The following is a 17,047-nucleotide window of genomic DNA, read 5'->3' as shown; positions in this document are numbered from 1 at the left end:
TCGCTGACGGCCCTGGACATAACCTGCGCGGGATCCTTCATCGAGATATTCGAAGATGCGGTCTTTGCTTGCCCTCGTTGCGGCTTGCGCAGTCCTGTGGTGCGCACGATCGGCCGTGGCCCAGCCGGTCGGACAGTTTCCATTCGCGTTGACGCGTGAAGGACAGATGCTCGGCGCCGTGGAAGGCGAGGTGGCGTCGTTCAAGGGGCTGGCTTACGCGGCGCCGCCGGTCGGCGCGTTGCGCTGGCGCGCGCCGCAGCCGACGACCGAAAGCTCAGAGATGCGCACGGCCTACGACTATGGTGCGCCGTGCCTTCAACCGTCGCTGCAGAATGCGAGCGAGGATTGCCTGACGCTGAACGTGTTCCGTCCCTTCGGCGTCGACGGCCCATTGCCGGTGATGGTGTTCATCCATGGCGGCGGCTTCGTCTCGGGCACGGCGAACGATCTGCTGTTCGATGGCGCCAGGCTGGCGCAGGCGGGCCTCATCGTGGTCACCGCGAATTATCGCCTCGGCGCGCTCGGCTGGCTCGTTCATCCCGCGCTTTCCGACAGCGGCGGAAATTACGGCCTGATGGACCAGATCGCCGCGCTGCATTGGGTGCACGACAACATCGCGGCCTTCGGCGGCGATCCGAGCAACGTCACCTTGCTTGGCAGCGATGCAGGCGCGACGTCGATCGCGCTCCTGATGCTCTCTGCGCAATCGCGCGACCTCTTCCAGAAAGCCATTCTGCAATCGGTGCCCGCTCGTGCGCGCCTGCGCTCAGTGCAAGAGGCGGAGGCGGTGGGCCGGCAGTTCGCGGCCGCGCTTGGACGGGAGGCGGATTTGCGCGCAGCCGAGCCGCAGCGCGTGCTGGCCGCCGAGCAGCAATTGCTGGAGAAGTCGCCGCGCAGCTTCGCGCCGATGATGGATGGACGTCTGGTGACCGAGGATCTCGCCCCAGGCTTCGCGGCCGGACGTCAAGGCCGCATTCCCCTGATCATCGGCTCGAACGACGACGAGACGGGCTTGGACAATGAGACCGACATCAAGAAGGAGCTTGCGTCGTCCGGCATTCCAAGCGACGAACTGCGCAAGCTCTATCCGGACCTCGCCAGACCCTCGGATCTCGCGGCAAGGTTCTACACCGACAAGGTCTTCTCGGAGCCGGCACGATTGCTGACTCGCCTGCACGTCGCAAGTGGTGCGCCGACGTTTCGCTATCGCTTCGCCTATGTGCCGGAGGCCCGGCGCGCGAATCCGGAAGCTGGCCACGGGCGGGAGTTACAGTTCATCTTCGGTGCGGAAGGCGTGCCCGGCGCGGGCATCTTGTCGCGACGTGATCGCGCGGTCGCGAGCCGCATGCGCGCCTACTGGATTAATTTCGCGAGAAGCGGCGATCCCAACGGTCCCGACCTGCCGCGCTGGGACGCGGCGGGCGGCGATCGCCTGCTGCTGATCACGAACGACCGCATCGCGAGCGAAGACGATCCGTTGGCGGAGCGTCTCGATCGGCTGGCCGGTGAGGACAGCAAATGAGTTGGAGTTACGCCGCGAGTTCGACGCGGGGTGCCGGCGTCAGCCGGTCTTCCTCCAGATAGTCCATCGCGCCGTCCTTCTCGACGGCGTAGAACTGCTGGCCTTCCCTCGACTTGAAGGCGGCGCGGACGACACCGCGGCGGCCCTTGTCACTGTTGACGACGTCCCCCAGCGCAAACTTCCTCATCTCACCACGTCTCACTTGTCTTCAGGCCGACTCCTTCGGCCACACCGGGGATTCTGAGCGGCAAATCGTTAACGACTTGCTAACCATGCTGCTTTGCCTATGCTCACCGCCGATCGTGCGGACAGTTCGCACGCGCCCGTTGTCAACGAGACGACTCCATGACGCGATTTCCGACTCTCTTCCTGTCGCATGGCGGCGGCCCCTGGCCCTTCATGGAGGACAGGCGCGTGCAATATGCCAAGACCGCCGAGGCGTTCGGCCGTCTGCCGCAGCTTCTCCCCGCGAGACCGAAGGCCGTGCTCGTCATCACCGGACATTGGGAGGCCGATGCCTTCACCGTGTCGACCTCGCCGCATCCTCCGATGGTCTACGACTACTACGGTTTCCCCGAGCATACCTATCACCTGAAATATCCGGCGCCCGGCAAGCCCGAGCTCGCCGCGGAGGTGAAGGCGCTGCTCGCACGCGCCGGTCTCGATTGCCGGGAGGATCCCAACCAGGGGTTCGACCACGGCACCTTCGTGCCGCTCGGGCTGATGTATCCGAACGCCGACATGCCGATCGTGCTGCTGTCGCTGAAGTCGAGCTACGATGCGGCCGAGCACATCAAGGTGGGACAGGCGATCGCTCCGCTGCGCGACGCCGGCATCCTGATCATCGGCAGCGGGCTCACCTATCACAACATGCGCGGCTTCAACCGGCCGGAGTCCAAGCCGGTCTCGTACGACTTCGAGGCCTATCTGAACGAGGCGATCAGCAACCCGGATGCGGCGCGCCGCAACGCGATGCTGGTCGACTGGGAGAATGCACCGAGCGCGCGCCTCGCGCATCCGCGCGAAGATCATCTGCTGCCGCTGATGGTGGCGGCTGGTGCTGCCGGCAGCGACGTCGGGCGCCGCGTCTTCGTCGACGAGGTCGCGAACGTGGCCATGGCGTCGTATGTGTTTGGGTGACTGCCATTTCCCTCGCCCCGCTTGCGGGCAGATGCGAAGATGGCCTCACCCGTATTTCAGCTTCATGAACAGGATGCCGCCGGCGAGCAGCATGGTGACGGCGTTGGCGGCAACCAGGGGGGCATCGCCGGAGAGCAGGCCGTAAACGAGCCAGAGCGCCAGGCCCAGCACCATGACCAGGAACATGCCGAGCGAGATGTCGCGCGCCGAGCGGGTCTTCCAGACCTTGATGAACTGCGGCGCGTAGGCGACGGTGGTGCAGGTGGCGGCGGCAAAGCCGAGCAGCTTGATCGCGAAGGGGTCCATGCCCGGCTCTATAGCATGGATTCGGCCATGCCTCACGCGCGCGCCGCCAGAAGGCGGCGATAGAGCGCGGCATAGTCGCCGGCGCGGTTGCGCCAGGAGACGTCGGTCGCAAGCCCGCTTCGTTGCAGCCGGCGCCAGGTCGGCTTGTCGTGGAAGACGGTGTTGGCCTTGCGCAGCGTGCCGGCGAGGGCATCCGCCGTCACCGGGCCGAACTTGAATCCCGTGGCATCGCGGCCGGACGCGTCGGCCTCGCCGATGTCGACGATGGTGTCCTCGAGGCCGCCGACGCGGGAGACGATCGGCACGGCGCCATAGCGCAGCGCGCAGAGCTGGGTCAGGCCGCACGGCTCGAACCGCGAAGGAACGATGAGAGCGTCCGAACCGGCCTGGATCAGATGCGCCAGGATCTCGTCATAACCGATCACGACGCCGATCCGGCCGGGGTTGGCGCGGGCCGCAGCCTGATAGCGATCCTGCAGATCGCGGTCGCCGCTGCCGAGCAGTGCGAGCTGCATGCCCTGGCGCAAAATGGTCGGAATGGCCTCGAGCAGGAGATCGAGCCCCTTCTGCCAGGACAGCCGGCTGATGACGCCGAGCAGCGGCGCCTCGTCGGAGAAATCGAGGTTGAACTGCTGCTGCAGCACCGCCTTGTTCGCGGCCCGTGACGAGAGATCCTCAGCGCCGAAGCGGCAGGCGATGTGCGGATCTTCCTGCGGATTCCACACCGATATGTCGATGCCGTTGAGAATGCCGCTCAGCACGCTGGACCGTTCACGAAGCAGGCCGCCGAGCCCCATGCCGCCTTCGTCGCTCTGGATTTCCTTCGCGTAGGTCGGCGACACCGTGGTGATGCGATCAGCGAACCGCAGGCCCGCCTTCAAGAAGCTGATGCCGCCGAAATATTCCACTTCGTTGGCGTTGAAGGAGTGCCAGGGCAGGCCGATTGATCCGATCAGCTCAGGAGCGAACTTGCCCTGATAGGCCATGTTGTGGATGGTCATCACGGTGCCGGGCCGCGGACGATCGTCGTAGTGCAGATAGGCCGGCGCCAGCCCGGCCTGCCAGTCATGGGCGTGCACGATGTCGGGTACGAACGCCGGAACGAGGCCGTGGCCGATATCGGCGGCGATGCGCGACAGCGCTGCGAAGCGCATACCATTGTCGGGCCAGTCGATGCCCTCAGCGGTGACATAGGGGTTGCCAGGCCGGGCATAGAGATGCGGCACGTCGAGCACGAACAGGTCGAGCCCGTCATGCGAGCCCGCCAGCAGCCGGCCGGGGCCGCCGAAATAATCCGGCCAGCTCCGGAGTTCCTCCGCGCCCGACACCAGGCGCATCACGTCGGGATAGCCCGGCATCAAGGTGCGCATCTCGACGCCATGCGCCTTCAGCGCAGCCGGCAGCGCGCCGGCGACATCCGCAAGGCCACCGGTCTTGACGAGGGGATAGACTTCAGAGGCGACCGCGAGGACGCGAACAGGCGTCATGTATTGAGCCTGTCGATCATCGGCTGGGTGATCAGCGAGATGCCCTGCTCGGTGGTGCGGAAGCGCTTTCCGTCGAGCTCGGGATCCTCGCCGACGACGAGGCCTTCCGGAATCTCGACGCCGCGGTCGATCACGACGTTCCTCAAATGGGCACCGCGACCGACATTCACATAGGGCATGATCACGGCGTTCTCGACATTGGCATAGGAGTTGATGCGCACGCCGGTGAACAGCAGCGAGCGCCGCAGCGAGGCGCCGGAGATGATGCAGCCGCCGGAGACCAGCGAACTCACCGCCTGACCGCGCCGGCTCTCCTCGTCGTGGACGAATTTCGCGGGCGGCGTGATCTCGGCATAAGACCAGATCGGCCAGGCGCGATCGAACAGGTCGAGCTCGGGCACGACGTCGGTGAGGTCGATATTGGCCGCCCAATAGGCATCCACCGTGCCGACGTCGCGCCAATAGGCGCGGGGGTCGTTGCCGGAGCGGACGCAGGAGGTCGAGTACTGGTGCGCCATCGCGCGGCCGTTCTTGACGATGTAGGGAATGATGTCCTTGCCGAAATCGTGGTTCGAGTTCGGATCCTCGGCGTCGCGCTTGAGCTGGTCGAACAGGAATTTCGCGTCGAATACGTAGATGCCCATGCTGGCGAGCGAGACGTCCGGCTTGCCCGGCATCGGCGGCGGATCTTTCGGCTTCTCCAGGAACGCCTGGATCCAGCCGTTCTCGTCGATATGCATGATGCCGAAGCCGGAGGATTCCGTCCGCGGCATTTCGAGGCAGCCGACGGTGACGTCGGCACCACTCTCGACGTGCTGACGCAGCATCAGCTCGTAGTCCATCTTATAGATGTGGTCGCCGGCCAGCACCACGATGAAGCGGCAGGCGTGAGTTTCGATGATGTCGATGTTCTGGTACACCGCGTCCGCCGTGCCGACATACCACATGGTCTCGGAGACGCGCTGGCTGGCGGGAAGGATGTCAAAACTCTCGTTGCGTTCGGGGCGGAAGAAGTTCCAGCCCATCTGGAGATGCCGGATCAGGCTGTGCGCCTTGTATTGGGTCGCGACCGCGATGCGGCGGATGCCCGAGTTCACCGCGTTCGACAGCGCGAAATCGATGATGCGGGACTTGCCGCCGAAATAAACCGCGGGCTTGGCGCGCCGGTCGGTCAGCTCCTGGAGCCGGCTGCCGCGCCCGCCAGCCAGGACGAACGCCAGCGCCTGACGGGCAAGCGGCTCGGGTCTCGCGGCACTCATGTCATCCTCCCACAACTCTGGCGCTCGCGAGAAGCCTCCCGGCCGCGCACATTGGAACCGATAGTAATGGCACGAATAGTAAATCGTGAAGGTGGTTGTTGGTTGCGAAAGCACGGGAAGCTTAATGCTTTGCGGGTGTTCGGGCCTCAGGCGCCGTCGCGCCGGTGTCACACGAGGCGAGGTCGCCGAGCTTCGCCGGGCACCGGTTGATCAGAACGGAGGCATGCGTCTTGTGCGGTGCACGCAAATTCCAGGCTTTGACTTGGCGCAAGGATGCCCGATCATGACGCTGCGATCCTTTTCCGAGCGAAAGGTCAGACAGGGAGTAAGACGATGAGGATCTGGAAGACGGCAATTGCCTGCTCGCTGGCCGGCGTGGTCATGGCAGGCCAAATCGGGCAGGCCGCGGCGGGCCCGATGCCGACCAACGTCGCGACGATGAAGGCCGCGGCCGGCGACAACGTCGCGCAGGTGCATTGGCGCGGCGGCGGATGGGGATTTGCTCTTGGTGGTCTCGCAGCCGGCGCGATCATCGGCGGCGCCATCGCCAGCGGCGCGCCTTACGGCTACGGCTATTATGGCGGCCCCTATTACGGCGGCTATGGATATCCGGGCTATGGCTATGGTTATGCTCCCGCGTATTACGGCTATGGCTACAGACCAGTCTATGCCTATCCGCGATACTATCGGCCCTATCGTCCGTATTACGGCTATGGCTATTACCGGCCGTACCGGGTTTATCACCGCCACTATTACCGCAGATATTGGTGAGCACCGCGGCTAGAACGAGAGCCACACGATCAAGCTCATGCATGCTAGATGCATGAGCACGATCGCGGCGAGATGCAATGGGCCGGGCTTGAGGCGAAGCCCGCGCATCCCGCCGCCTCCACCTAGTTCGATCCCGCGGCCGCCGCCGTGAAGCTGCGGTCGACGGCTTGGCTAACGTCGAGCTTCTTCGGCAGGATGCCGTATCGCGTCGAGCGGTCGGAGGCCTCCTGGACCTCCTTCACCACGTTATCGTCGATCACGATCGGGCTGGTGCGCTGCGCGGTGTAGGCCGACAGCAGTACGTCCTCCGGCAGCCTGGTCAGCTCGGCCGTGTTCCTGGCGTATTCGCCGAGGTGATCGAGCGACCATAAACGAGCCTTGTTCAAACGCTGCACGAGATCCTGCACCGCCGCGCGCTTGGTGGCGATGGCGTGGTCGGAGGCGACGATGAAGGTGATGGTCGGCGTCAGGCCCTCGCCGTCGGCGATCACGCGGGCCTTGTCCTTCAGTGTCGCGAACGAGACGTAGGGCTCCCACACCGCCCAGGCGTCGATCGAGCCTGCGACCAGCGCGACCTTGGCGTCGACGGGGCCGAGCGGCGCGAAGGTCGCATCCTCGAGCTTGATCTGCGCCTTCTCCAGCGTCGCGTCGATCAGGAACTGACCCCAGCCGCCGCGTGTGCCGGCGAGGCGCTTGCCCTTGAGGTCGGCGGCCGACCGGATCGACGAATCCTGGCGCACCAGGATGGCCTGCGTCTTCGCGTCCGAGCGCGTGCCCCCGATCGCCTTGATCGGCGCGCCGGCGGCGTAGACCGAGAGGAAGGAGAGGTCGCCGGTGTATCCGACGTCGAGCGCGCCGGCGTTGAGCGCCTCGAGGATCGGCGCGGCTGCAGGGAACTCAGACCACTCGATCTTGTAGGGCAGGTCCTTCGCGTAGCCGGATATCTCGAGCAGCGAGCGGTTGCCGCCCTTCTGGTCGCCGACGCGCAGCACGACCGCGTCCGCGGCGATGGCCGTGGCAGCCGTCGACAATGTGATCGCAACGGCGAACAGCGATACTGCGAGCCGGCGGGTGATGGAATGGTCGTGGGAGTTGATGCTCATATGGCCTGTCTTGCTAGTTGGCTCACGACGCGTGAGCCAGCGATGCTGCGAGACCATCAAGTCTATGAGCGCGCGATGCGCCGTCAATGAAATGGCCAACCGTATTGCGGGTGCTCCAGGCAATGACGTTTCAGAGAAGCGTCGCTTTTGAGAACGTGTGGCGTAAATGGCCGACAATGCGCAAGAATGGAGCAGGAGCGTGATAGTCGCGCCGCACTCCGCGGGCGAAATCGTTTCATCGCTCCCGCATCCACCGATGGAGAGAATGACTTTCCTTCGCGCAACATTCGAAAATCCATTTCATTGACGATGCGGCAAACGCGCCGCATGATTTGAACATCGCATCAACGCGGCGCGCAAAACGCCGACGGGAAAATCTTCTCTCAACGCAGCTCCGCCCGGAACATGCGCAACGCGAGCCGTTGCGCAGACGGCGGAGTCGTGCCAGCGCAGGAGCCAGGGGCCGATGAAGAATGACGACAAGCGCAGCGGAGCAAGCCTCGACCGCCGTTATCTGCTGCAGGCGGGGCTTGCTGCGGCCTTCGCCGCGCCGCTGGGCGCACTGGGAGCGCAGGCCTTCGTGCCGCGCGGGATCGCGTCGGGCGTCGACTTCTCGGAATTTCCGCTGTGCCGGACGGCATCGGATGCGCCCGCGCTCACCGGCGCGCCGCGCAAGCTGAAGCTGTCGTGGAACGCCGGCGCCGTCTGTCTCGCGCCGGTGCCAGTCGCCATCGAGCACGGCTTCTTCCAGAAGCACAATCTCGACGTCGAACTCGTCAACTATTCCGGATCGACCGACCAGCTGCTCGAGGCGATCGCGACAGGAAAGAGCGATGCCGGCCTCGGCATGGCGCTGCGCTGGCTGAAGCCGCTGGAACAGGGCTTTGACGTCAAGATCGCCGCGGGCACCCATGGCGGCTGTATGCGCGTGCTGTCGCGCACCGATTCCGGCGTCGCCAAGCTCGCCGACCTCAAGGGCAAGATCGTTGCCGTCGGTGATCTCGCAGGTCCCGACAAGAATTTCTTCTCGATCCAACTGGCGAAGCTCGGCATCGATCCGGTGAAGGACGTGGACTGGCGTGCCTATCCCGGCAATCTGCTCAACGTCGCCGTGGAGAAGGGCGAGGTGCAGGCCTTCCTCTCGTCAGATCCGCTCGCCTATCTCTGGCTCAAGGACACTCAGTACAAGGAGGTCGCGTCCAATCTCGACGGCGAATACCGCGAGAAAAGCTGCTGCATCCTCGGCCTGCGCGGCAGCCTGGTGCGCGAGGAGCCGCAGGTCGCCCGCGCCATCACGCAGGCGCTGCTCGATGCGGCAATGTTCACTTCGCAAAATTCGTCCGTCGCGGCGAAGTCGTTCCAGCCCTACGCGCCGAAGGCGGCCACGCTCGCCGATATCGAGGGCATGGTGCGCTACCACACCCACCATCATCATCCCGTCGGCGAGATCTTGAAGCGCGAGCTCAAGGCCTATGCCGACGATCTCAAGAGCGTGCAGGTCTTCAAGCAGAGCACCGACACGGCCAAATTCGCGGAGCGCATCTATGTCGACGTATTCGCTGTCTGACGGGCTTGCCTCCGGCGCGCCGCGGCTTTCGCGCGCGCCGTTGCTCGCAAATTGGGTCCGGCAGTCCGGCGTCGGCTTTCTCGCCAGCGTCGTCTGGATCGCCTTCGGCCTCTCCTGCCTGTGGTGGGCGGACGTCGGCGACTGGTCGCGCACGCATTCGCTCGGCATCGTGGCCTTCGTCATTGCTGCCATCGCGCTGTTCGGGACCGTCGGCGCCGACTATCTCGGCGCGGCGGGACGAGCGTTGCACAAGCGGGCGCCATGGCTCGTCGCGCTCGGTGCATTCCTGACGGTTTGGGAGGTCGCGACCGCAAAGTTCGCCTGGCTGCCGCTGCCGTTCTTTCCGCCGCCGCAGGCGATCATCGAGGTCTACACTGACGACTTGCCAAAGCTGCTCGACAGCGTCTTTGCGTCCGTGAAACTTCAACTCGGCGGCTATCTGATCGGCGCGACGGTCGGCTTCCTGACCGGCGTCTCGATCGGCTGGTCGCGCGCAGTCGGCTATTGGGTGCACCCGGTCCTGCGCTTCATCGGTCCGCTGCCGGCGACCGCCTGGCTGCCGATCGCCTTTTTCACCTTCCCCTCGAGCTGGAGCGCATCGACCTTCCTCATTGCGCTGGCGACGGGCTTTCCTGTCACCGTGCTGACCTGGTCGGGCGTCGCGAGCGTCAGTAACGCCTATTACGATGTCGCGCGCACGCTGGGCGCGAAGCCGTCCTTCCTGGTGCTGAAGGTCGCGATCCCCGCCGCATTGCCGCACGTCTTCGTCGGCTTGTTCATGGGGCTCGGCTCGTCCTTCGCCGTGCTCGTCGTCGCCGAGATGATCGGCGTCAAGGCCGGGCTCGGCTGGTACCTGCAGTGGGCGCAGGGCTGGGCGGCCTACGCCAACATGTATGCGGCGTTGATCGTGATGTCGCTGCTCTGCTCCGGCGCGATCACACTGCTGTTTTCGATCCGCGACCGCTTGCTGATCTGGCAGAAGGGGACCGTGAAATGGTAGCCGCAGCTCTGGCCGAAATTGCCACGCATCCGGCCGCCGGCGCCGCGCTCGACATCGAGCAGGTCAGCCATGCCTTCGACATCGACGGGACCGAGCTGCCGGTGTTGAGCGACGTCAGCATCTCGGTCGAGCCCGGCGAGTTCGTCGCCCTGCTCGGCCCCTCCGGCTGCGGCAAGTCGACCTTGCTGCGGCTGGTCGCTGGCCTCGACAAGCCCAAGGCGGGGAGGCTGCGGGAGGACGAAGACCGGATCAGAAGTCCGCATCCCTCGCGCGTGGTCGTGTTCCAGGACCCGACCCTGTTTCCCTGGCGGTCGGTCTGGGACAACGTCGCCCTGGGGCTCGAGGCGCAGGGCGTCCTCAAGAGTCAGCGTCACCGCGTCGATGCCGCGCTCGATCTCGTCGGGCTGTCCTCCTTCCGCAAGGCCTACCCGCACCAGCTCTCCGGCGGCATGGCGCAGCGCGTCGCGCTCGCGCGGGCGCTGGTCAATGATCCCAAGATCCTGATCCTCGACGAGCCGCTGGGAAAGCTCGACTCGCTCACCCGCATCACCATGCAGGCCGAGCTCGTCTCGCTCTGGCAACGCAAGGGCTTTACCACCCTGCTGGTGACGCACGACGCCGAGGAGGCGCTAGTGCTTGCCAACCGGGTCATCGTCTTCAGCGATCGTCCCGCGCGCGTGAAGGCCGACATCCGCGTCGACCGCCCATATCCGCGCCATCGCGGCGATCCGTATCTGGCCGATCTGCGTCGCCAGATCCTTGGTTTGCTGGGGTTGGATGCCACATGGTGACGTTCGTAGCCGAGGACCGCACGGTCCATAGCCAGCCCGACTACGTCGCCCGTGCCGAGACGCTTGCGGCACGCTTTGCCGCGCGCGCCGCCGAGCACGACCGCACCGGGACCTTTCCGTTCCGGAATTTTGGCGAGCTCTCCGAGGCAGGCCTGTTGTCGCTGACGGTGCCAGCCGTTCATGGCGGGGCAGGTGCGGGCGCGCGTTACGCCGCGCGCGTCATCGGCATCATCGGTAGGGCCGATCCGTCGACCGCGCTGGTGCTGTCGATGCATTACATCAATCATCTCGTCATGGCACGCAGCCCGACCTGGCCGGCGCGGCTGTCGCGCAAGCTTGCGCGCGAGAGCGTGGAAGGCCTCGCGCTGATTAACGCGCTGCGCGTCGAGCCGGAGCTCGGTTCACCGGCGCGCGGCGGCCTGCCAGCGACGATTGTGCGTCGGACCGAGACCGGCTGGAGCCTGACCGGCCACAAGATCTATTCGACGGGATCGCCGATCCTGAAATGGTACCTGGTCTGGGCGCGGACCGACGAAGCCGAGCCGCGCGTCGGTCAGTTCCTGGTGCCGGCAGGCTTGCCGGGCACGCGCATCGTCGAGACCTGGGACCACCACGGCCTTCGCGCCAGCGGCAGCCACGACGTGATTTTCGAGGACGTCGTGATTCCGCGCGATGCCGAGATCGACGTGCGCAAGCCGGCGGATTGGCGCGCGCCCGACATTGCACAGGCGGCGGTCCACGCCGTCTTCGTCGCCGCGATCTATGACGGCGTCGCCCGCGCCGCACGCGACTGGCTGATCACATTCCTGAAACAGCGCGTGCCCGCCAGCCTCGGCGCACCGCTCGCAACACTGCCGCGCGCGCAGGAGATTCTCGGCGCAATCGAGGCGCGGCTCGCGGTCAATGCGCGGCTGATCGACACGTTCGCCCGCGATGTCGACGAGGGCGTCAAGCTTTCCGCCGGCGAGTCCAATGCCGTCAAGCTGACGGTGACCAACAATGCCGTCGCCGCGGTCGAGGACGCGTTATCGCTCACCGGCAATCACGGTCTCAGCCGTACCAATCCGCTGGAGCGGCACTATCGCGACGTCCTGTGCGGTCGCGTGCACACGCCACAGGACGATTCCACGCGCGTCGGCCTCGGCCGCGCCGCACTCGGCCTCTAGGACATCAACAGGGAGACGATCATGTCGATTGAGTTCATCGGCTTCATCAGCAACAACAATTCGTCCGAGACCATCGTCCGCGAAGGACCGGTCCTCAACCCGACCCACATCGAGACGGTGGCGAAGGCGCACGAGAACGCCGGCTTCGATCGTGCGCTGCTGGCGTTTCATTCGACGACGCCCGACTCGCTCCAGGTAGCCCAGCACGTGCTCAGCACGACCAGCCGCCTCAACGTGCTGATCGCGCAGCGGCCCGGCTTCACCGCGCCGACGCTGCTGGCGCGGCAGTTCGCCGTGCTCGATCAGTTCTCCCGCGGCAGGGTCGCGCTCCATGTCATCACCGGCGGCAACGCTACCGAGCTTCGGCAGGACGGCAACACGCTCGACGACAAGGACGAGCGCTATGCCCGCACCTCGGAGTTTCTCGATGTCCTCAAGCTGGAGTGGTCCAGCGACAAGTCGTTCAGCTACAAGGGCAAGTACTATCAGGTTGAGAACGCCTTCTCGCAGGTGAAGCCCTATCGTCCGGAGGGCATCCGGATCTATTTCGGCGGCGCTTCGGATGCGGCGACCGACGTCGCCGGCAAGCATGCCGATACCTTTGCGCTGTGGGGCGAATCCTATGCGCAGGTACGCGACATCACCTCCCGCGTCCACAACGCGGCGGTTCGGCATGGGCGGCCAACGCCGCGCTTCAGTCTCTCGGTGCGGCCGATCATCGCCCCGACTGAAAAGCTGGCCTGGGAGAAGGCCGAGGAGATTCTGGCGCGCGCCACCGCACTCCAGGACAAGACCGGCTATCGCAAGCCCGCGGACGGCCATGCCACCGCCGGTGCCCGGCGCCTGCTCGCGCTCGCCGACCAGGGCAGCCGCATCGACAAGCGGCTCTGGACGGAGGTCGCAAAACTCACCGGCGCCAACAGCAACACGACGGCCCTGGTCGGTACCCCCGAGCAGGTCGCCGAAGTCTTCGGCGACTATTACGATCTCGGCATCAGCCATTTCCTGATCCGCGGCTTCGACCCGCTGATCGACGCCATCGAGTATGGTCGTGAGCTGATCCCGCGGACGCGCGAGCTGATCGCGAAGCGTCAGGCCGTTCGCGGTGAGGCTGCGGAATGATCCGTCTCGTGCTGGCAGGCGCGCTGCTACTCGGCTCGTTCGGGCTGACGGCGGCACAAACCACGCTCCGCGTCGGAGATCAGAAGGGCAATGCACAGGCCGTGATGGAAGCGGCCGGCGTGCTCAAGGACGTCCCCTACAAGATCGAGTGGAAGGAGTTTCCGGCGGCAGCTCCACTGCTCGAAGCGCTCAGCGCCGGTGCGATCGAGACCGGGCTCGTCGGTGACGCGCCGTTCACCTTCGCCGCCGCCTCCGGCGCGCCGGTCAAGGCGATCGCCGCGATCCGCCAGACGCGCGAGGGTCTCGCGATCCTCGTACCGGAGAGTTCGCCGATCAAGAGCTTCGCCGATCTGCGCGGCAAGAAGATCGCCACCGGCCGCGGCTCGATTGGCCATCAGCTGATCCTCGCCGCGCTGGAGAAGAACGGCTGGAGTGCGAATGACGTGCAGATCGCATTCCTGGCGCCCTCGGACGCCAAGATTGCCTACACGCAAGGCTCCGTTGATGCGTGGTCGACCTGGGAGCCCTATGTCAGCCAGGAGGAGGTGCTGTTCAAGTCGCGACGCATCATCACCTCGGAGGGCCTGACGCCGGGCCTGAGTTTCCAGGTGGCGCGGCCAGACGCGATCCGCGACAAGCGCGCGGAGTTGACCGACTTCGTCCGACGTCTCACCGCAGCGCGGGCGTGGTCGCTGAGCAACGTCGATAGCTATGCGGCGACCTGGGGCAGGCTGATGAACATCCCGGCCGCCGTGCCGCAGAACTGGCTGTCGCGCGCCAAGATCCGGATCGCTCCGATCGACGATGGCGTGGTTGCGGACGAGCAGAGCACGATCGACCTCTATTTCCGCTGGGGTCTGATCAAGCAGAAGCTCGATGCAGCCGAGATCGTCGATCGTTCCTTCGCGGACGCGATCTCGAAGGCGGGGCTGTAGGAACCTCTCGTGTCCGGACCCGGCGCAGGGTCGAACGCTGCTCCGGTGTCGTTCCGGGGCGCGACCAAGTCACGAACTCGGAACCCATTGTCTACAAGCATCGCGGCTCGAGGGATTCCGGGCTCGTCCTTCGGGCGCCCGGGATGACGGCGGCGGTCGCGAGAGCTCGCGAGTCTCTCAAGCATTCGTTAAGAGAGAAGAGCATCGTCAAAGCGACCGCCATCCTCGACTGATTCATTCTGCATTCCTCGCTCGCGACAACATCCTCATCGCTATTCGCGGCACCTCCCTTGCGCCGCCCGGCCCACCGCCAAAATCAATCAAACGACCACATCGGGAGACCGGCCATGGGCCTGCAAGAAACAAGAATCGAATCGCTTCCCTTCGTCACTGCCGAACTCAACTATCTCGCACCGACATCAGGCAAGCCGCGCACCTACGCCTTCGACCCGCCGCCGGGCGAGCCCAAGAGCACGTCGCTGCCGGAACCGCATCAGGTGCCGATTTTCGACGCACGGCTGATCGCGCAAGATTTCTCGCTCGATCGTGAGGGCTTTGCGCTGGTGCGTCACCCGACCCGGGTGAAGGATTTCTACAACGACGAGGAGGTGAGGGCGGTCTATTATCCCGCGGTCGAGGCATTCCTGCGCGCCACTTTGAAGGCGGATCGCGTCTTCATCTTCGATCACACCGTGCGCAAGCGTGTCGAAGGTGCGCCGGATATTCGCGACGGCGGCCCGCGCCAGCCGGCCACGCGCGTCCATGTCGACCAGACCGCAATCTCCGGCGCCAACCGTGTACGTGAGCATCTGCCTGACGAGGCCGAGGAGCTGCTGAAAGGACGCGTGCAGGTGATCAATCTCTGGCGTCCGATCCGCGGCCCCTTGCGCGATTCCCCGCTCGCAATGGCCGATGGCACGACGGTCGATCCCGGCGATCTCGTCGCCTCCGACCTGATCTATCCCAACCGACGCGGAGAGATCTATTCGGTGAGATACAATCCGAACCACCGCTGGTTCTATTTCCCGGAGATGACGCCGGACGAGGCGCTGCTGCTGAAGTGCTACGATTCCGCACCCGACGGCCGCACCCGTTTCGGACCGCACACTGCGTTCGTCGATCCGACCACGCCGGCCGATGCGGCGCCCCGCGAAAGCATCGAAGTCCGCACGCTGGTGTTCCACCGGGAGTAACGAAGTGCGATGGCATTGCCGGGCATCGCCACGGCAATGTTCCTGGAACTTTGCGGAACAAGGGACGTTTGCAGGCCGGGCAGGGCAACCCGGGAGGGTGCCGTGCAAGCGCAGACGACGCTACTGGTATCTCTGGCCAGCTTTTTGCTTTTTTCCTTTTCTGTTGCCCACGCTGAAAGCGGGCTTGCTTCGTACTACAGATACGCGAAAGCCGGCAAAGACGGCGAGTTGGCCTGCGCCCATCGCACGCGCCCGTTCGGCAGCGTGCTCAAGGTGTCCTATAGCGGACGCACGATCCAATGCCGCGTCAACGATCGCGGTCCCTTCATCCGCGGGCGTATCGTCGACCTCTCGGTGCCGGCCGCCCGCGCGCTCGGCATGATGAGCGCGGGCGTGGTGCGCGTCTTGGTGGAATAGGCTTCTGAGCGCGCTATAGTGCCGCCCCAAAGCAAGGGGGCACCATGGCCAGGATCAGGGTGGGAGTCGTCGGCTGCGGCTTCGTATCGGAGCTGCACATGCATGCGTTCCGGCGCGTCTATGGCGTGGACGTCGAGGTCGCGGCGGTTGCGGCGCGTGGCGGCCACGTCATTGAATTTGCCGATCGACACAACATCCCGCGCGTCTATCGCAGCTTCGCCGATCTGATCGCGGACGCCGATCTCGACGTCATCGACATCTGCACCCCGCCCAATCTCCATGCCGGGATGATCGTCGGCGCGATGCAGGCCGGAAAGCATGTGATCTGCGAAAAGCCCTTCGCCGGCTATTTCGGCCGCGAGGGCGACGAGCAGCCCATCGGCAAGCACGTGCCGAAGGCGCTGATGTATGAGCGCGTGCTGGAAGAGATGGATGCGACACGCGCCGCGATCGAGCGGACAGGGAAGCTCTTCATGTACGCCGAGGACTGGATCTACGCGCCGGTGGTGACCAAGACCGCGGAGATCATCAGGGCGACGAAAGACAAGATCCTGTTCATGAAGGGCGAGGAAAGCCATTCCGGCTCGCACGCCGCGCATGCCGCGCAATGGGCGATGACCGGCGGCGGCTCGCTGATCCGGATGGGCTGCCATCCGCTCTCGGCCGTGCTGTATCTCAAGCAGGTGGAAGCGAAGGCCCGCGGCGAGACCATCCGCGTCGCCAGCGTCACCGGCGACGTCGGCAACGTCACCGCCGGCCTCAAGCCCGAAGAGCGCAGCTTCATCAAGGCCAATCCCGTCGACGTCGAGGACTGGGGAACGCTGACGGCGACCTTCTCCGACGGCACCAAGGCCACCGTGTTCTCCGGCGACATGATCATGGGCGGCGTGCGCAATCTGATCGAGACCTATACGAGCGGCGGCTCGCTGTTCGCCAACATCACCCCGAACACCCATCTGATGAGCTACCAGACCAGCGAGGAGAAGCTCGCCGGCGTCTACATCACCGAGAAGGTCGACCGCAAAACCGGCTGGCAATATGTCTGTCTCGAGGAGGAATGGACGCGCGGGTACTTGCAGGAGATCCAGGACTTCATGGAATGCGTTGCGACCGGACGACAGCCGCTGTCGGACCTCGCGCTCGCGTATGAGACGATCAAGGTGAACTATGCCGGCTATTGGGCGGCGGAGGAGGGACGAAGGGTGGTGCTGTAGGGGGGCTGCTTCTTACCCTCCCCCTCCAGGGGAGGGTGGCACCGACCGTGCCGC

At 65.2% G+C, this 17,047-nt stretch carries 17 protein-coding genes; 12 read left to right on the top strand and 5 right to left on the bottom strand.

Annotated features, from left to right (window positions below; genetic code table 11):
- Window positions 1-55: 55 nt before the first annotated feature.
- Complete coding sequence (locus ACM42_RS27400) at window positions 56-1,522, top strand: carboxylesterase/lipase family protein (RefSeq protein ID WP_271530782.1); 1,467 nt, start codon at window positions 56-58, stop codon at window positions 1,520-1,522.
- Between the two features lie 7 nt (window positions 1,523-1,529).
- Here ACM42_RS27400 and ACM42_RS27395 read toward each other — a convergent pair whose 3' ends face one another.
- Window positions 1,530-1,709: a hypothetical protein gene (locus ACM42_RS27395; protein WP_035669098.1), complete on the bottom strand. Its 180-nt coding sequence runs from the start codon at window positions 1,707-1,709 to the stop codon at window positions 1,530-1,532.
- Window positions 1,710-1,867: 158 nt separating this feature from the next.
- On the opposite strand from ACM42_RS27395, the gene ACM42_RS27390 reads away from it, so the two are divergent.
- Window positions 1,868-2,662 carry a DODA-type extradiol aromatic ring-opening family dioxygenase gene (locus ACM42_RS27390; protein WP_271530781.1) on the top strand — a complete coding sequence of 265 codons (795 nt, stop codon included), beginning with the start codon at window positions 1,868-1,870 and terminating at the stop codon, window positions 2,660-2,662.
- A 45-nt stretch (window positions 2,663-2,707) separates the two neighbouring features.
- Here the strand turns inward: ACM42_RS27390 and ACM42_RS27385 are convergent, their stop codons facing one another.
- Genes ACM42_RS27385 through glgC form a run of 3 tightly spaced genes read right to left on the bottom strand, consistent with a single transcriptional unit; the run spans window position 2,708 to window position 5,714 of the window.
- Window positions 2,708-2,968 carry a SemiSWEET transporter gene (locus tag ACM42_RS27385; RefSeq protein WP_024339661.1) on the bottom strand — a complete coding sequence of 87 codons (261 nt, stop codon included), beginning with the start codon at window positions 2,966-2,968 and terminating at the stop codon, window positions 2,708-2,710.
- A 32-nt stretch (window positions 2,969-3,000) separates the two neighbouring features.
- The gene (gene glgA / locus ACM42_RS27380) at window positions 3,001-4,455 is read right to left on the bottom strand and encodes a glycogen synthase GlgA (RefSeq protein WP_271530780.1); all 1,455 of its coding nucleotides are present in this window, start codon (window positions 4,453-4,455) and stop codon (window positions 3,001-3,003) included.
- Window positions 4,452-5,714: a glucose-1-phosphate adenylyltransferase gene (gene glgC / locus ACM42_RS27375; RefSeq protein ID WP_271530779.1), complete on the bottom strand. Its 1,263-nt coding sequence runs from the start codon at window positions 5,712-5,714 to the stop codon at window positions 4,452-4,454. The genes glgA and glgC overlap by 4 nt, the downstream gene beginning before the upstream one ends.
- Window positions 5,715-6,047: 333 nt before the next feature.
- Here glgC and ACM42_RS27370 point away from each other — a divergent pair, with 333 nt between their 5' ends.
- On the top strand, window positions 6,048-6,485 hold the full coding sequence (locus ACM42_RS27370; protein ID WP_271530778.1) for a hypothetical protein: 438 nt from the start codon (window positions 6,048-6,050) through the stop codon (window positions 6,483-6,485).
- Window positions 6,486-6,607: 122 nt separating this feature from the next.
- On the opposite strand, the gene ACM42_RS27365 is transcribed toward ACM42_RS27370, so the two are convergent.
- Window positions 6,608-7,588, bottom strand: coding sequence for an ABC transporter substrate-binding protein (locus tag ACM42_RS27365; protein ID WP_271530777.1), 981 nt, complete (start codon window positions 7,586-7,588; stop codon window positions 6,608-6,610).
- Between the two features lie 466 nt (window positions 7,589-8,054).
- Here ACM42_RS27365 and ACM42_RS27360 point away from each other — a divergent pair, with 466 nt between their 5' ends.
- From ACM42_RS27360 to ACM42_RS27320, 9 genes are all read left to right on the top strand, one after another.
- The gene (locus ACM42_RS27360; RefSeq protein WP_271530776.1) at window positions 8,055-9,155 is read left to right on the top strand and encodes an ABC transporter substrate-binding protein; all 1,101 of its coding nucleotides are present in this window, start codon (window positions 8,055-8,057) and stop codon (window positions 9,153-9,155) included.
- Complete coding sequence (locus ACM42_RS27355) at window positions 9,133-10,155, top strand: ABC transporter permease (protein ID WP_271530775.1); 1,023 nt, start codon at window positions 9,133-9,135, stop codon at window positions 10,153-10,155. Before ACM42_RS27360 ends, ACM42_RS27355 begins: the two co-directional genes overlap by 23 nt.
- Window positions 10,149-10,946 (top strand): ABC transporter ATP-binding protein, encoded by a 798-nt coding sequence (locus tag ACM42_RS27350; RefSeq protein ID WP_271530774.1) that lies wholly within the window; start codon window positions 10,149-10,151, stop codon window positions 10,944-10,946. Before ACM42_RS27355 ends, ACM42_RS27350 begins: the two co-directional genes overlap by 7 nt.
- Window positions 10,940-12,112 (top strand): acyl-CoA dehydrogenase family protein, encoded by a 1,173-nt coding sequence (locus tag ACM42_RS27345; protein WP_271530773.1) that lies wholly within the window; start codon window positions 10,940-10,942, stop codon window positions 12,110-12,112. Before ACM42_RS27350 ends, ACM42_RS27345 begins: the two co-directional genes overlap by 7 nt.
- Before the next feature lie 21 nt (window positions 12,113-12,133).
- A complete protein-coding gene (locus tag ACM42_RS27340) occupies window positions 12,134-13,234 on the top strand; it encodes an LLM class flavin-dependent oxidoreductase (RefSeq protein WP_271530772.1) in 1,101 nt (366 codons plus the stop codon).
- The gene (locus ACM42_RS27335; RefSeq protein ID WP_271530771.1) at window positions 13,231-14,169 is read left to right on the top strand and encodes an ABC transporter substrate-binding protein; all 939 of its coding nucleotides are present in this window, start codon (window positions 13,231-13,233) and stop codon (window positions 14,167-14,169) included. Before ACM42_RS27340 ends, ACM42_RS27335 begins: the two co-directional genes overlap by 4 nt.
- Before the next feature lie 347 nt (window positions 14,170-14,516).
- Complete coding sequence (locus ACM42_RS27330) at window positions 14,517-15,362, top strand: CmcJ/NvfI family oxidoreductase (RefSeq protein WP_271530770.1); 846 nt, start codon at window positions 14,517-14,519, stop codon at window positions 15,360-15,362.
- A 102-nt stretch (window positions 15,363-15,464) separates the two neighbouring features.
- Window positions 15,465-15,779 carry a septal ring lytic transglycosylase RlpA family protein gene (locus tag ACM42_RS27325; protein ID WP_271530769.1) on the top strand — a complete coding sequence of 105 codons (315 nt, stop codon included), beginning with the start codon at window positions 15,465-15,467 and terminating at the stop codon, window positions 15,777-15,779.
- A 44-nt stretch (window positions 15,780-15,823) separates the two neighbouring features.
- On the top strand, window positions 15,824-16,993 hold the full coding sequence (locus tag ACM42_RS27320) for a Gfo/Idh/MocA family protein (RefSeq protein ID WP_271530768.1): 1,170 nt from the start codon (window positions 15,824-15,826) through the stop codon (window positions 16,991-16,993).
- The last annotated feature ends 54 nt before the right edge of the window (window positions 16,994-17,047 follow it).

The sequence above is a fragment of the Bradyrhizobium sp. CCBAU 25338 genome (genome assembly GCF_028128965.1).
GTDB classification, from domain to species: domain Bacteria; phylum Pseudomonadota; class Alphaproteobacteria; order Rhizobiales; family Xanthobacteraceae; genus Bradyrhizobium; species Bradyrhizobium liaoningense.
The sequence above is the reverse complement of the archived record's forward strand: the minus strand, read 5'-3'. Positions and strand labels throughout refer to the sequence as shown.

What these genes read in the sequence shown, in the direction of transcription:
- glgA (WP_271530780.1), bottom strand. Translation starts at nt 4,455, where the DNA reads ATGACGCCTGTTCGCGTCCTCGCGGTCGCCTCTGAAGTCTATCCCCTC.
- ACM42_RS27385 (WP_024339661.1), bottom strand. Translation starts at nt 2,968, where the DNA reads ATGGACCCCTTCGCGATCAAGCTGCTCGGCTTTGCCGCCGCCACCTGC.
- ACM42_RS27390 (WP_271530781.1), top strand. Translation starts at nt 1,868, where the DNA reads ATGACGCGATTTCCGACTCTCTTCCTGTCGCATGGCGGCGGCCCCTGG.
- ACM42_RS27355 (WP_271530775.1), top strand. Translation starts at nt 9,133, where the DNA reads ATGTCGACGTATTCGCTGTCTGACGGGCTTGCCTCCGGCGCGCCGCGG.
- ACM42_RS27330 (WP_271530770.1), top strand. Translation starts at nt 14,517, where the DNA reads ATGGGCCTGCAAGAAACAAGAATCGAATCGCTTCCCTTCGTCACTGCC.
- ACM42_RS27395 (WP_035669098.1), bottom strand. Translation starts at nt 1,709, where the DNA reads ATGAGGAAGTTTGCGCTGGGGGACGTCGTCAACAGTGACAAGGGCCGC.
- ACM42_RS27360 (WP_271530776.1), top strand. Translation starts at nt 8,055, where the DNA reads ATGAAGAATGACGACAAGCGCAGCGGAGCAAGCCTCGACCGCCGTTAT.
- ACM42_RS27350 (WP_271530774.1), top strand. Translation starts at nt 10,149, where the DNA reads ATGGTAGCCGCAGCTCTGGCCGAAATTGCCACGCATCCGGCCGCCGGC.
- ACM42_RS27365 (WP_271530777.1), bottom strand. Translation starts at nt 7,588, where the DNA reads ATGAGCATCAACTCCCACGACCATTCCATCACCCGCCGGCTCGCAGTA.
- ACM42_RS27370 (WP_271530778.1), top strand. Translation starts at nt 6,048, where the DNA reads ATGAGGATCTGGAAGACGGCAATTGCCTGCTCGCTGGCCGGCGTGGTC.
- glgC (WP_271530779.1), bottom strand. Translation starts at nt 5,714, where the DNA reads ATGAGTGCCGCGAGACCCGAGCCGCTTGCCCGTCAGGCGCTGGCGTTC.
- ACM42_RS27400 (WP_271530782.1), top strand. Translation starts at nt 56, where the DNA reads ATGCGGTCTTTGCTTGCCCTCGTTGCGGCTTGCGCAGTCCTGTGGTGC.
- ACM42_RS27345 (WP_271530773.1), top strand. Translation starts at nt 10,940, where the DNA reads ATGGTGACGTTCGTAGCCGAGGACCGCACGGTCCATAGCCAGCCCGAC.
- ACM42_RS27320 (WP_271530768.1), top strand. Translation starts at nt 15,824, where the DNA reads ATGGCCAGGATCAGGGTGGGAGTCGTCGGCTGCGGCTTCGTATCGGAG.
- ACM42_RS27335 (WP_271530771.1), top strand. Translation starts at nt 13,231, where the DNA reads ATGATCCGTCTCGTGCTGGCAGGCGCGCTGCTACTCGGCTCGTTCGGG.
- ACM42_RS27340 (WP_271530772.1), top strand. Translation starts at nt 12,134, where the DNA reads ATGTCGATTGAGTTCATCGGCTTCATCAGCAACAACAATTCGTCCGAG.